The sequence below is a fragment of the Pseudomonas sp. Irchel 3A5 genome (assembly GCF_900187575.1).
GTDB classification, from domain to species: Bacteria; Pseudomonadota; Gammaproteobacteria; order Pseudomonadales; family Pseudomonadaceae; genus Aquipseudomonas; species Aquipseudomonas folii.
Genome location: NZ_FYDU01000005.1, coordinates 397840 through 411370 on the forward strand (window position 1 = coordinate 397840; position 13531 = coordinate 411370).

Consider the following 13531-nt stretch of genomic DNA (forward strand, 5'->3'; position numbering starts at 1 on the left):
TATGCCATGAGAATTCATTCGCAGCCTTCGGCAGCTCCTACGGTGATATCTCGCCGGTAAACCTACCTTTCATCGCCTAAAATCCTCAACTTCCCGCTTGTTGCGAAACTTTTTCAATTTGTGTGGTCTAGTTATCGTTCGGGTAATTGCAACAGTCTGCCCGTGAAGTTAGATTGCCACTATAAGATGCAGAGTACGCACTAATGCGCATAGACGGCCCTTCACAACGTTCATACCCCATCAAACGCAAGCCGCGTAGTCAGCCTGCGATTGTTGATGGCACCTTCGAAGAAGTCGAAAACGACGCCGAAGTTGCCCAGCAGCCAGCGCAAAGCGCTCGCTCCGGTGGTAATGCACAGGCCAATTCGACTGCCAACGTTCCTGCACGTCCGCAAGACATCATCTTCCCGCGTTCCATGAGCACTCGCGTTGCAACCGCACTGGCCAGCTATCTGACAACCGCCAGCTTCGTTGACTGGGATCTGGAAGTGTCAGGGCTTGATCTCCACGTTTGAACGATTCCCGCCTGCCTTATTTTCTGGGATGTCCGTCATGGAGTGAAAACGCCTGGCGCGAATCACTTTATCCCGAAGACGCTCGTAGCAATGAATTTCTAGGTCTGTATTCACAGGTCTTCAATGCTGTTGAAGGCAACACCACTTTTTACGCTCGACCTGCGCCGTCCACCGTGCAGCGCTGGGCTGAAGTGCTGCCCGATGATTTTCGCTTTACGGCCAAGTTTCCAGGTGAAATCAGCCATGGTGGTGATCTGCGGCTCCAATTGCAGGCGGCGGAAACGTTCATCCAGTTGCTGGCACCCTTGGGCAAACGCGTTGCACCTTTCTGGCTTCAGCTGTCCGCCAGTTTCACGCCGCAGCGGCTCGCCGAGCTTGTCACTTTTATTGATGAGTTGAAGTGCCCGTTGGCCGTTGAAGTGCGCAACATGGCGTTTTTCGAAAAGGGTGACGAAGAGCGCATGCTTAACCGCCTGCTGCTGGAACGTGGCGTTGAGCGCATCTGTCTGGATTCCCGTGCCTTGTTCAGTTGTGTGTCCAGCGATCCTGCGGTGCTCCATGCGCAATCGAAGAAACCTAAGGTTCCAGCCCGTCCGGCGGCGCTGACTCAATTTCCGCAGGTGCGCTTCATCGGTCATCCTGTGCTGGAGGCCAACGATCCGTTCCTGGTCCAGTGGGTCGCTAAAGTTGCCGCCTGGATTGAAGAAGGGCGCACGCCTTATGTATTCCTGCACACCCCGGATAATCTCGAAGCGCCGCTTCTGGCCCGACGATTTCATAACCAGTTGATGGAGCGCTTGCCAGGTTTGCCGCCGTTGGTGGAACTGGATCGCGCACCACCGGTGCAGCAACTGGGCTTGCTCTGAGGTCGATAACTATGGCTTCAATAGCCGTATTAATGATCTCAGGAGTCAGCAATGGATTCGCAACAGCTTCTTCGCGCACAAACTTTCAAGGCACTGCACGAGCGTGATCATGCTTTTGTGATCCCCAATCCGTGGGACGCAGGTTCGGCCAAACTGTTGGCGTCCATGGGCTTCGAAGCGTTGGCGACCACCAGCGCGGGTCTGGCTTTCACCTTGGGTCGGGCTGATGCCGAAGGTGCGCTGAGCTTCGCCGAATCACTGGAAAACCTACGGGCAATCGTTGCTGCAACGGACTTGCCGGTCGCTGCCGACCTTGAAAACGGCTTCGCTGATAGCCCTGAAGACTGCGCAGCCAACCTGTTGGCAGCGGCGCGGACCGGCATTGTGGGTGGCTCTATCGAAGACGCCACGGGCAAGACCGATCAGCCCATTTACGATTTCGAGTTGTCGGTAGCGCGGGTCAGGGCGGCGGCACTGGCTGTTCGCAGTTTGCCGTTCCCGTTCATGCTGACTGCCCGTGCGGAAAACCTGCTCAACGACCGGATGGATTTTGCTGACACGTTGAACAGGCTGAAGGCCTACGCCGATGCCGGAGCTGACGTGCTGTACGCGCCCGGCTTGCGTACACGCGAAGAAGTTATCGCGGTGGTCCGTGCCGTTGCGCCCAAGCCAGTCAACGTGTTGATGGGGCTGGGCGGTGTCACGCTGACTGTCGCTGAACTCAGCGAGTGCGGGGTCAAGCGCATCAGCGTCGGCTCATCCCTTGTACGCGCGGCGTTCGGCGGTTTGTATCGCGCCGCGGAGGAAATCCGTACTCAGGGGACCTTTTCCTACGCCGAGCAGGCGCTGCCGTTTGCTCAACTCAATGCGTTGTTCAAGGACTGAGGGTGCGAGGCTCGACGCTGTTTCTGGTGTTCCTGCTGTTCTGCGCTGGCGCCGTCGCTGCGGTATGGCGCGGCTGGATCGAGGTGCCAGCGCAATGGAATCCCTGGGCGCCATTGGACATTCAGGCTGAACCCAACTTCCTGACCTCCTGGAAGCTGTCGCGCGTCAAGAGTGATCCGCAGTTGTGCGATCAGGTACTGGGCTCATCCCGCCTGCGTTTCAGTCGTCAAGCCGACAGCCCCGCGTCCGCTGATTGCCCGCTTAACGGCGTGCTGCGAGTACAGGGCGGTGAGGTGGCGCTAAGCAGCAGCTTCCTCGCCAGTTGTCCATTGGCGGTGGCCTACGCGCTGTTTGAGGTTCACACCTTGCAACCCGCGGCCCAGGCGGTGTTTGGTCAGCGTGTGACGCGTATCGACCATTTGGGCAGTTTCGCCTGTCGCAACGTCTATGGCAGAAGCAGTGGGCGGCTGAGTCAGCATGCGACTGCAAATGCCTTGGACATCGCCGGTTTCCGTCTCGCCGATGGGCAGCGGATCAACCTGTTGCGGGACTGGAAAAACGAAGGCGACAAGGGCCGGTTCTTGCGTAAGGTCCGCGACGGAGCCTGCAAGAATTTCAACACGGTATTAGGGCCGGATTACAACGCGGCCCATCAAAACCATTTTCATCTGGATATGGGCGCCTGGCGGGTGTGTCGCTGAGGTAGATATTTTTTGTAGGAGCTGCCGAAGGCTGCGAAGGCGGTGTGTCATGGGAATCGATTCGCAGCTTCCGGCAGCTCCACCAGGGATCGCCTCGAATTGATGGGAATCAAGCTGCCATGCGCAGGTTTTGCAGGATGATCGGGCGTGCCCAGCCCATGTCGTAATTCAGGGCGCGTTGCTGGGCGACCATGGTGTCGTCATCCAGTGGCAGGGCAGGCTTGTCGGCCAGGTCCCATTCGAATTCCGCGATTGGCAAGTGCAGCGGACGAGGCTGAGGGCCCGGGCCTGGAATCAAGCTGTCATCGTAAGGATTAAGTACGTTTGGACGAACCCACTCGCTGTCGAACTCCAGATCGCGCTGCTGCGCGATCATCTCGCCAATGCTGAATGGTTCGTTCGGCGCAGGCAGCAGATCCAGTTCGAATTCAGCGATCGGCAGAAACAGCGGCTCGGCAGGAAGGCGTGGTACATCTTCAACCGGGCAGGCGCGCTGCTCAACGATCTTGCCCAATGTGCGGGCACCGGCAACTGGCTCACCCGTGGCAACATCAGTGGCAACGCTGGCTGGATCAATGGGTTCAGCCGGTGTATCGCGTAGTTGTTCAGCCATCACACGGGCAAACGCATCCGACCAGATCTGGGTAACACCGCCCAGAGCCTGACTGTTGCGCAGGGTAAAATCACCTGCGTGCGTTAGATAACCTATGGATGATTGCTGAATGTCTGACATATCGATCGTTACACGTCGTAGGTCTGGCAGAATGCCTGATACTTCTTTATCGGCAGGTTTTGCCGATCATTAACACTTTTTGAGCGTGTGGACACAATGAGTGAGCAACAAGCGGGCAGTCGCATCCGGGTCGAAGCCCTTGGTAGCCCCCCTGGTATCCAGAGTCAGGAGCAGGTTGCGCAGTGGGCGCAACGTCTGGACTTGCCTTTGGAGGACGTTGACGCGGATTTTGCCCTGCAAGTGACTGACGATGGCCTGCAATTGCAGCAGTTGAGTGATGATGCGCCAGGCCCGGTGCGGGTGGATTTCGTCGAGGGGGCGGTGGCCCATCGGCGGCTGTTTGGTGGCGGCAGCGGACAGATGATCGCCAAAGCGGTGGGCATTCAGCCCGGCGTGCGACCTTCGGTGCTGGATGCGACGGCAGGCTTGGGCAAAGATGCGTTCGTTCTGGCGAGCCTTGGCTGCCAGATGAGCCTGATCGAGCGCCAACCGATTATCGCAGCGCTGCTGGAAGATGGCCTGAACCGTGGACGACAGGATAGGGAAGTGGGTTCGATCATCAGCCAGATGCGCTTGTTGACCGGCAACTCCATCGAGCTGATTCGGGGCTGGGAAGGCGAGCCGCCGCAAGTGATCTATCTGGACCCGATGTTCCCGCATCGGGAAAAAACGGCGCTGGTGAAGAAGGAAATGCGCCTGTTCCGGCCATTGGTGGGCGACGACATGGACGCGCCCGCGCTGCTGGAAGCGGCACTGGCGTTGGCCACCCATCGCGTAGTGGTCAAACGCCCGCGCAAAGCCCCATGCATCGAAGGCCCCAAGCCGGGTTATGCGCTGGATGGCAAATCCAGCCGGTATGACATCTATCCGAAGAAGGCGTTGAAGTCGGTGTGATTAATTGGCTTGCACCGCTCCCACAGGAACCACTGATGACGTGGGACCGGCTTTAGCCGGGAAGAGGCCAGTACATTCAGTACATCTTTATCGTCATGAATGCCGCCTTCCCGGCTAAAGCCGGTCCCACGTCAGATTGCAGGCGAATATAGAATCTTCCACAGAGACTAGTGCATCCATCAGACCCTATACGCCCGCATAAACAACTCCACCACGTCCTGCACATGCGCTTCTGCGCTGGCTTCATCCGGCCGTTCGCCGCAACCCACCAGCAGGCGGAAATTGCACACGCCTTTGATCAGGCTGAGAAAGTGCTCGGCAGCAGTTCTGGGGGATTCAAACTTCAGCTGGCCGCTATGCTCCAGGCGTCTCAGCAAACGTTCGGTTTCCTGAAGAATCCGCTGCGGCCCGGCTGCGAAAAATATCTGCGACAGCTTCGGATCCTGAGTACCCAGCGTCACCATCAACCGATGCAACTCCAGGGATTCAGGACTGTTGATCAGCACCTGAAAGCCCCGCGCAACACTCAGCAACAAGGTTTTTGCCGGCAAGTCGCGGTTCAATTCAACGAACAATTCCGGCAACTGTTCTTCGCAACGCGCCACTACTGCCGCAGTGAACAGCGTCTCCTTGTCGTTGAAGTGGCTGTACACCGTGAGCTTCGAAACCCCGGCCTCTGCGGCAACGGTATCCATGCTGGTGCTGGCGTAGCCATTGCGCACGAATAACTCTTTTGCGGCATCGAGAATGGCCTGGCGCTTGGCTTGATCTTTCGGTCGGCCGGGCCCCGGATTGCTTTGAGAGCTGCTTTGAGAATCGTCAGGCATGTTCGTTTAATAATGTACTGGTGAGTTTGGTAATTTTTAATATACTCGTCAGTACAATTATTCCAAGCTTCTTTTGCGAAGGGCTTCACCATGTCGCGCAAACTTCTGTGCCTCGTCCTGCCTCTGGGTCTGATGTCGTTGCTGTCTGGCTGTGGCCAGGACGCAACTGCACCGACCACGATTCGTCCCGCCATGGTTATTCAGCCATCGCCATCTGCGCAGTCCATGGACAGCTATCCCGGTGAAGTCCGCGCCCGCTTTGAGCCTGATCTGGCATTCCGGATCGGTGGCAAGGTCAGCAAACGCCTGGTGGAAGAGGGGCAACGGGTCAAGGCCAATCAGCCATTGGCCGAACTGGATGCCCAGGACGTGCGCCTGCAACTGGATGCCACGCGCGCGCAGGTCGCCGCGGCTGAGGCCAATTTGCAGCTGGTGCGCTCCGAGCGTGACCGTTACAAGACTCTGATGGATCGGCAGATGGTCAGCCGTTCGCAATACGACAACGCCGAAAACCTCTATCGCTCCGGTGAAGCTCGCCTCAAACAGATCAAGGCCGAGCTGACCGTTGCCGACAATCAGACCAGCTACGCCGTGCTGCGCGCACCTCAGGATGGCGTCGTGGCCAAGCGTCTTGTGGAAGTCGGTCAGGTCGTTGCTGCCGGGCAAACGGTCTTTACTCTCGCTGCTGATGGTGAGCGGGAAGTGCTGATCAGCCTGCCGGAGCAGAACTTTGCCCGCTTCAAGACGGGGCAGCCCGTCACCGTCGAGTTATGGACCCAGCGTGAACAACGCTTCCCCGGTCGCATTCGAGAGCTGTCTCCGGCGGCTGACCCGCGTTCGCGTACCTTCGCCGCACGTGTTGCATTTGCCAGCGGCAAGGTGCCTGCCGAGTTGGGCCAGAGTGCGCGGGTGTTCATTGAGACTGAGCACGCCGTGCCACTGGCGGTGCCACTCTCGGCGGTGACGTCGGAAAACGGCATCAATTACGTCTGGCGAGTCGCAGCCGACAGCACCCTCAAGCGCGTTAATGTCAGGCTCGGGCCTTATGGTCAGGAATCGGTGCCGGTGCTTGATGGGCTGGCCGCCAGTGACTGGATCGTTGCCGCAGGTGTGCATGTGTTGCATGAAGGTGAGCAGGTGCGCCCTGTGGATCGTGAAAACCGTGCGGTCAAACTGGCAGCGAAGGAGTAAGCACGGATGCGATTCAATCTCTCCGAATGGGCACTGCGCAATCGGCAAATCGTCCTGTACCTGATGATCGTCCTGGCAGTCGTTGGCGCGCTGTCCTACACCAAGCTGGGACAGAGCGAAGACCCGCCATTCACCTTCAAAGCCATGGTGATTCGTACGCTGTGGCCCGGCGCCAGCGCGGAAGAGGTGGCGCGGCAAGTCACCGATCGCATCGAAAAGAAACTCATGGAAACCGGCGAGTACGACCGCATCGTCTCGTTCTCGCGGCCGGGGGAATCCCAGGTCACGTTCATCGCCCGTGACTCGATCTTTTCCTCGTATCTGCCGGAGCTGTTCTATCAGATCCGCAAGAAGGTCGGCGACATTCGTCAGAACCTGCCGCCGGGAGTGCAAGGCCCGTTTTTCAATGATGAGTTCGGTACCACCTTCGGGAATATCTACGCGCTGTCCGGGAAGGGCTTCGACTATGCCGTGCTCAAGGATTACGCTGACCGCATCCAGCTTCAACTGCAACGCATCAACGACGTGGGCAAGGTCGAACTGATCGGCTTGCAGGACGAGAAGATCTGGATCGAGCTGTCCAACGTCAAGCTCGCCACCCTGGGGCTGCCGTTACAAGCCGTGCAGCAGGCGCTTGAGGCGCAGAACGCGGTCTCGGCCACCAGTTTCTTTGAAACCCCGAGCGAGCGTATTCAACTGCGTGTCAGCGGCCGCTTCCAGACGGTCGACGAGATCCGCGAATTCCCGATTCGCGTGGGTGATCGCACGCTGCGTATCCGTGATCTGGCCGAGGTGCATCGCGGCTTCAATGACCCGCCTGCGCCGCGCATGCGATTCATGGGCGAAGAGGCGATTGGTCTGGCGGTGGCGATGAAGCCGGGCGGCGATATTCTGGTGCTGGGCAAGGCGCTTGAGGGCGAGTTCGCCCGCCTGCAGAAAAACCTGCCGGCCGGGATGGAGCTGCGCAAAGTCTCCGATCAACCTGCTGCGGTGAAAACCGGGGTCGGTGAGTTCGTCCAGGTATTGGCTGAAGCGCTGGCGATTGTGTTGCTGGTGAGCTTCTTCTCACTGGGCATGCGCACCGGCATGGTGGTCGCATTGGCGATCCCGCTGGTATTGGCCATGACCTTTGCCTGCATGTACTACCTGGGCATCGGCCTGCACAAGATTTCCCTCGGTGCGCTGGTGCTGGCGCTGGGTCTGCTGGTGGACGACGCGATCATCGCCGTGGAAATGATGGCGATCAAAATGGAGCAGGGCTACGACCGGCTGCGTGCCGCCAGCTTCGCCTGGACCAGCACCGCGTTCCCGATGCTCACCGGTACGCTGATCACCGCAGCAGGCTTTTTGCCGATTGCTACGGCGCAGTCGAGCACAGGCGAATACACTCGATCGATCTTTCAGGTGGTGACCATCGCGCTGCTGGCGTCATGGGTCGCTGCCGTGGTGTTCGTGCCGTATCTGGGCGAGCGGCTGTTGCCTGATCTGGCGAAGATTCACGCTAAAAAACATGGCTCAGGGCCTGATGCAGTCGATCCTCACGGGACGCCGTTCTACCAGCGGGTGCGGGCAATGGTGGGCTGGTGCGTGCGCTGGCGCAAAACAGTGATTGTCGCCACGGTGGCGCTGTTCGTGTTGTCGGTGCTGATGTTCAAGTTTGTCCCCCAGCAGTTCTTCCCGGCGTCTGGTCGGCTTGAACTGATGGTGGATTTGAAGCTGACTGAAGGCGCCTCCCTCAACAGCACGGCCGAACAGGTCAAGCGCCTGGAGCAGATGCTCAAGGATCATCCGGGGATCGACAATTACGTGTCCTATGTCGGGACCGGTTCACCGCGTTTCTATCTGCCCCTTGATCAACAACTGCCTGCAACCAGCTTTGCCCAGTTTGTGGTGTTGGCCAAAAGTATCGAAGAGCGCGAAGCCTTGCGGACCTGGCTGATCAGCAGCCTCAATGAACAATTCCCGACCTTGCGCTCACGGGTTACACGGCTGGAAAACGGCCCGCCTGTAGGCTACCCGGTGCAGTTCCGGGTCAGTGGTGAGCATATCGACGAGGTCCGTGAGTTAGCTCGCAAGGTCGCGGCCAGGGTGCGGGAAAATCCTCACGTTGCCAACGTCCATCTGGACTGGGAAGAGCCGAGCAAAGTGGTGTTCCTCAATCTGGATCAGGACCGTGCGCGTGCCTTGGGCGTGACCACGGCCGAACTGTCGAGATTCCTCCAGCGTTCGCTGACCGGTTCCAGCGTCAGCCAATACCGCGAAGACGATGAACTGATCGAAATCCTTCTGCGGGGCACGCCTGATGAGCGGCAGCAACTGGGGGCGCTGGCGAGTCTGGCGGTGCCGACTGAAAACGGTACCAGCGTGGCGCTGTCACAGGTGGCGACACTTGAATACGGTTTCGAAGAGGGCGTGATCTGGCACCGTAATCGACTGCCCAACGTGACAGTCCGTGCGGATATTTACGGCAAGGAACAGCCTGCGACGCTAGTGCAGCAAATCCTGCCGACGCTGGCGGATGTGCGTAACGAACTGCCGGATGGTTATCTGCTGGAAGTCGGCGGAACCGTGGAAGACGCCGCCCGCGGGCAGAATTCGGTGAAGGCGGGCGTGCCGCTGTTTATCGTGGTGGTGCTGACCTTGCTGATGCTGCAACTGCGCAGCTTCTCCCGGATGCTGATGGTGTTCCTGACCGCACCGTTGGGATTGATCGGCGTGACGCTGTTCCTGCTGGTGTTCAATCAGCCATTTGGGTTCGTTGCCATGTTGGGCACCATCGCCTTGTCGGGGATGATCATGCGCAACTCGGTGATCCTGGTGGACCAGATTGAGCAGGATATTGCGGGAGGACTTGATCAGTGGTCGGCGATTATCGAAGCGACCGTGCGGCGTTTCCGGCCCATCGTCCTGACCGCACTGGCGGCGGTGCTGGCGATGATTCCGCTGTCACGCAGCGTCTTCTTCGGGCCGATGGCCGTGGCGATCATGGGGGGATTGATTGTCGCGACAGCATTGACGCTGCTGTTCCTGCCAGCGCTGTATGCGGCGTGGTTCAGGGTGAAGAAGGTGGAGTGAATTGCTCGCTCTCACAGGAAACACTGATGGCGTGGGACCGGCTTTAGCCGGGAAGGCTGTCTGTCAGATGCTACATATGCAGCGTCTGTCCTGGCTTCTTCCCGGCTAAAGCCGGTCCCACGTCACCATCTCAGCTTACAGGCCAATAGAATCCCCACAGGGATGGCATTTCAACCGCAGTACTCGGTGGTGGCTGCTTACAACGCCCCAAACACCTTCTTGGCCAGGCTCGTCGCTGCCGCTGCGGGGTTGGCGCGGATGCTTTCTTCCTGCTTGGCGATCATCTCGAACAAACCGTTCAACGCCTGTTCGGTCACGTAACTTTCGATGTTCGAGCTTTTGGCATCAAGCACACCCAGCGTTGCCGCCTGACCCGCGAAAGCGTTGTACTTCTGCGCAAGGCCCACTTTGTCGGTGGCCTGCTTGACGATAGGCAGGAATTTGGCGCGGATCTGCTCGCGGCTGCTGCTGTTCAGGTACTGAGTGGCTGAATCCTTGCCACCGCTGAGGATGCCTTTGGCATCCGCCACGCTCATCTTTTTCACAGCATCCACCAGCAATGCCTGGGCCTGTGGAACGGCCGCTTCAGCGGCCTGGTTCATGCTGGTTTCCAGCTGGTCAACCTGGTCGCCCATGCCGAACTGCTTCATCTTCTTTGCGACTTTGCCTAGTTTGCCCGGCAGCTCGATGCGCACTTCCTCGTTGTTGCTGAAGCCACCGGGTTTACCCAATTGTTTGACGGCGATCTGTGCCCCTTGGGTCAAGGCATCTTTCAGGCCGCCCGTGGCATCCGATTGCGAGAGATCGTTCAGTGACACGGCAAATACGCTGCTCGACAGCATCAGGCCCGCGCACAGGCTGGCAAACGTAAAGGGGAGACGGAACATGAGGGCATCCTTTTCTTTGACTTGGTTCGGAGACCGCGCCGAGCTGAACCTCGACGCGGTAATGCATAGAGCCTATCAGGAACTCAGTCTGGCTGGCTGCGCGGAATCCCCACGATCAGCGACTTTCCTCAACCTGCTCGGGTTCGCCAGGCTCCTCTGTTTGATGCAGCGCTACCTGACGAATCGACAGTCGGATTTCCGCAGGCAAAACGCGCTTGGCCGCACCTTCCGCCAGTTCACCCAGCAGCGGGTGATGGCTGAGCTTGCCGGCCGGATCCTTGCGCAGCACGCCCAGATCCAGCAGCGTCTGAATGAAATGCCGGAACAGGCTCTTGTCGAAAAACTCCGGCGCGTTCAGGCCGTGGAGAATGGATAGCCGCTGGGCCATCACCGTACACAGGTCTTCCAGCTCTTCGGCGCTGAGGGTCTTCTGCCCGCTGTTGAGCAGCAAGGCGATGGCCATGTAGAAGCGCTGCAGGGTCTGAGCGATGGCCCGCGACAACAGGGTCAGTAGCACGAACTCTCGAGAGCTTGGCGCCGGGCGCATGTACACGTTGTTTTCAAAGCGCAGCAGGCCTTGCTCGACGAACGCTTGCAGCCATTGATCCACCACCTCGTCCAGCTCGTTCACCGGCCAGCGAATGAACAGCTCCGACTGCAGATACGGATACAGCGCCCGGGTGTAGCGCAGGATCTGCTCGCGGCTCATGCGCGACGAACTCTGGAAGAAACTGGCCAGCAGCGAGGGCAGGGCAAAGATGTGCAGAACGTTGTTGCGGTAGTAGGTCATCAATACCGCGTTCTGTTCGTCCAGATACAGGATTTTGCCCAAGGCATCTTTCTGTTCCGAAAGCAGGTTCATGTCTTTCACATGTTCAATCAATGCTCGGCCGTCGCCTTCCGGCAAGGTGGTGTGCGGCGAGTAAGGCACGCGGCGTAACAGGGTCAGGTACAGATCCAGCACCCGCTCCATGGCCTGATCGTCCAGCGCCAGTTTCTGAGTGGAGAGCAATGCCAGTGCCACCAGATTGACCGGATTGATCGCAGCCGCTTCGTTCAAGTGTTGAGCCACCCGCTCGCCCAGGCGATTTGTGGTTTCGTTCAGCCAGTCCGGTTTGAACTGCGGGCCCAACTGCTGCTCGCGCCAGTCCGGTTGTTCGCTGTCGAGGAATTCAGCCAGCTTGATCGGTTCACCGAAGTTCACCGAGACCTGACCGAAGCGCTGCTTGAGCGCACCGATGACCTTGAAGATGTCGAAGATCGACTCTTTCTTTTTCGTTGCGCCGCGCAGCTCGCCCAGGTAAGTGCGACCTTCCAGTACACGCTCGTAACCGATGTACACCGGCACAAACACAATCGGCATCCGCGAGTTACGCAGAAAGCTGCGCAGGGTAATTGCCAGCATGCCTGTCTTGGGCTGCAGCATGCGTCCGGTCCTCGAGCGTCCGCCTTCGACGAAGTACTCCACCGGAAAACCCTTGGTGAACAGCGTGTGCAGGTACTCGTTGAAAACCGAGGTGTACAGCGGATTGCCCTTGAACGTGCGGCGCATGAAAAAAGCCCCGCCACGACGCAGCAGACCGCCAATCACCGGCATGTTCAGGTTGATGCCCGCCGCGATGTGCGGTGGCGTCAGGCCGTTGCGGAACAGCAGATAGGACAGCAGCAGATAATCGATGTGGCTGCGATGGCACGGTACGTAAATGACCTCGTGACCCTGAGCAACGTCTTTCACACCTTCGATGTGGCTGACTTTGATGCCGTCGTAAATCTTGTTCCAGAACCAGCTCAGGATCACTTCCAGGAAGCGGATTGCTGAATAGGTGTAGTCCGAAGCGATCTCGTTGGCATAGCGCAGCGCCTGTTCCCGGGCTTTGGCTTCGGGGATTTTTTCCCTCTCGGCTTCTTCGAGAATGGCCTGTTTGACCAAGGGTTCGTCGAGCAGACCGTTGACCAGATTGCGTCGGTGCGACACGTCGGGGCCGATGACGGCGGTCTTCAGGTTGCGGAAGTGCGTACGCAACAGGCGCTGGGCCATACGCAGGGTCAGCTCATAGCCCTTGTTTTCATTGACCAGATCGCGCATGTGGATCGGCGCAGAGAACTGCACCCGCGTCTTGCGGCCCAGAATCAGAATGCTGACGAAACGTCGCAGACGACCGGTGACGGCCCAGCTGTCAGCAAACAATAATTTCCAGGCGCTTGATTCACGATCCGGCGACTGGCCCCAGAACACGCTGACCGGGATGATTTGCGCGTCCTCTGTCGCGTTCTGACTGACGGCGCTGACCAGTCGCTCAAGCGTCGGCGGCGCGCCGCGTTTGTCCTGGCGGCCCAACCAGTCTGGTGACGGCGTGAGGTAGAAGTACGCAGCCGGCTCAATCAGTTCACCCACCGATACCGGCAGGATAGGCCGCGGCAGTCCGGCTTTGCGGCATTCGGTATCGATCACCGCCAGATCGCTCATGGACGGCGACTGCAACGCGTAAAACACCGGGCGACTGCGATCCAGATTGAGCGTGAACGACGACTGATTGATGGTCTCGGAACGAACCCAGAGATAGAGCAGGCGGCGCAAGGTGCCGAATACAAGGCGGCGGAACGGTGATCGGGTCATACGGCATCTGCGAAAAGGGGGCGGTGCCCGCGAGGACGCTAGTGTGCCGTATCTGGTGGGGTTGGGCAAAAGGGGCTGTAACCGGTTATCCACCCTGTGAGCCAACATGCAATTTTATGAATTGGCCCCAAATCCTGTAGGAGCTCACCGAGGTCACGAGGCCAGCGATGACGGAGCGTCAGACAAACCGCTATCGCTGGCCTCGTAACCTCGGTGAGCTCCTTGTATCTCGACTCTAGCGCCTCACCGCGCCATAGTTCTCGACTGATCATCGAGGGAGAGCAGGAAGCTGTTGAGCTCCTAAGGCCAAGAGCCTCTATTGTAGATAGTGCTCCTGCCC

At 58.7% G+C, this 13531-nt stretch carries 11 protein-coding genes; 7 read left to right on the forward strand and 4 right to left on the reverse strand.

Annotation, left to right across the window (positions count from 1 at the left end):
- Nucleotides 1-203: 203 nt before the first annotated feature.
- The 4 genes from CKW31_RS10875 to CKW31_RS10890 are packed head-to-tail and all read left to right on the forward strand — an operon-like array spanning nt 204 to nt 2967.
- Entirely contained in the window at nt 204-515 is a 312-nt protein-coding gene (locus CKW31_RS10875; protein ID WP_095094413.1) for a hypothetical protein, read from the forward strand.
- The gene (locus tag CKW31_RS10880; protein WP_095094415.1) at nt 512-1381 is read left to right on the forward strand and encodes a DUF72 domain-containing protein; all 870 of its coding nucleotides are present in this window, start codon (nt 512-514) and stop codon (nt 1379-1381) included. Before CKW31_RS10875 ends, CKW31_RS10880 begins: the two co-directional genes overlap by 4 nt.
- Before the next feature lie 51 nt (nt 1382-1432).
- The gene (locus CKW31_RS10885; protein ID WP_095094416.1) at nt 1433-2266 is read left to right on the forward strand and encodes an oxaloacetate decarboxylase; all 834 of its coding nucleotides are present in this window, start codon (nt 1433-1435) and stop codon (nt 2264-2266) included.
- 2 nt (nt 2267-2268) lie between these two features.
- On the forward strand, nt 2269-2967 hold the full coding sequence (locus CKW31_RS10890; protein WP_176469852.1) for an extensin family protein: 699 nt from the start codon (nt 2269-2271) through the stop codon (nt 2965-2967).
- 109 nt (nt 2968-3076) lie between these two features.
- Here the strand turns inward: CKW31_RS10890 and CKW31_RS10895 are convergent, their stop codons facing one another.
- On the reverse strand, nt 3077-3700 hold the full coding sequence (locus tag CKW31_RS10895; RefSeq protein ID WP_095094418.1) for an energy transducer TonB: 624 nt from the start codon (nt 3698-3700) through the stop codon (nt 3077-3079).
- A gap of 96 nt (nt 3701-3796) precedes the next feature.
- On the opposite strand from CKW31_RS10895, the gene CKW31_RS10900 reads away from it, so the two are divergent.
- Nucleotides 3797-4594, forward strand: coding sequence for a class I SAM-dependent methyltransferase (locus tag CKW31_RS10900; protein ID WP_095094420.1), 798 nt, complete (start codon nt 3797-3799; stop codon nt 4592-4594).
- Between the two features lie 179 nt (nt 4595-4773).
- On the opposite strand, the gene CKW31_RS10905 is transcribed toward CKW31_RS10900, so the two are convergent.
- Entirely contained in the window at nt 4774-5421 is a 648-nt protein-coding gene (locus CKW31_RS10905; protein ID WP_095094422.1) for a TetR/AcrR family transcriptional regulator, read from the reverse strand.
- A gap of 90 nt (nt 5422-5511) precedes the next feature.
- On the opposite strand from CKW31_RS10905, the gene CKW31_RS10910 reads away from it, so the two are divergent.
- Nucleotides 5512-6612, forward strand: a complete 1101-nt coding sequence (locus CKW31_RS10910) for an efflux RND transporter periplasmic adaptor subunit (RefSeq protein ID WP_095094424.1) — start codon at nt 5512-5514, stop codon at nt 6610-6612.
- Nucleotides 6613-6618: 6 nt separating this feature from the next.
- Nucleotides 6619-9687 carry an efflux RND transporter permease subunit gene (locus CKW31_RS10915; protein ID WP_095094426.1) on the forward strand — a complete coding sequence of 1023 codons (3069 nt, stop codon included), beginning with the start codon at nt 6619-6621 and terminating at the stop codon, nt 9685-9687.
- A gap of 197 nt (nt 9688-9884) precedes the next feature.
- On the opposite strand, the gene CKW31_RS10920 is transcribed toward CKW31_RS10915, so the two are convergent.
- Nucleotides 9885-10574, reverse strand: coding sequence for a DUF4197 domain-containing protein (locus CKW31_RS10920; protein WP_095094428.1), 690 nt, complete (start codon nt 10572-10574; stop codon nt 9885-9887).
- A 115-nt stretch (nt 10575-10689) separates the two neighbouring features.
- On the reverse strand, nt 10690-13191 hold the full coding sequence (gene plsB / locus CKW31_RS10925) for a glycerol-3-phosphate 1-O-acyltransferase PlsB (protein WP_095094430.1): 2502 nt from the start codon (nt 13189-13191) through the stop codon (nt 10690-10692).
- Between the last annotated feature and the right edge of the window lie 340 nt (nt 13192-13531).

Bases quoted from the DNA above. Each gene is read 5' to 3' on its own strand.
- CKW31_RS10905 (WP_095094422.1), bottom strand. From the start codon at position 5,421: ATGCCTGACGATTCTCAAAGCAGCTCTCAAAGCAATCCGGGGCCCGGC.
- CKW31_RS10910 (WP_095094424.1), top strand. From the start codon at position 5,512: ATGTCGCGCAAACTTCTGTGCCTCGTCCTGCCTCTGGGTCTGATGTCG.
- CKW31_RS10920 (WP_095094428.1), bottom strand. From the start codon at position 10,574: ATGTTCCGTCTCCCCTTTACGTTTGCCAGCCTGTGCGCGGGCCTGATG.
- CKW31_RS10875 (WP_095094413.1), top strand. From the start codon at position 204: ATGCGCATAGACGGCCCTTCACAACGTTCATACCCCATCAAACGCAAG.
- CKW31_RS10885 (WP_095094416.1), top strand. From the start codon at position 1,433: ATGGATTCGCAACAGCTTCTTCGCGCACAAACTTTCAAGGCACTGCAC.
- CKW31_RS10915 (WP_095094426.1), top strand. From the start codon at position 6,619: ATGCGATTCAATCTCTCCGAATGGGCACTGCGCAATCGGCAAATCGTC.
- plsB (WP_095094430.1), bottom strand. From the start codon at position 13,191: ATGACCCGATCACCGTTCCGCCGCCTTGTATTCGGCACCTTGCGCCGC.
- CKW31_RS10900 (WP_095094420.1), top strand. From the start codon at position 3,797: ATGAGTGAGCAACAAGCGGGCAGTCGCATCCGGGTCGAAGCCCTTGGT.
- CKW31_RS10895 (WP_095094418.1), bottom strand. From the start codon at position 3,700: ATGTCAGACATTCAGCAATCATCCATAGGTTATCTAACGCACGCAGGT.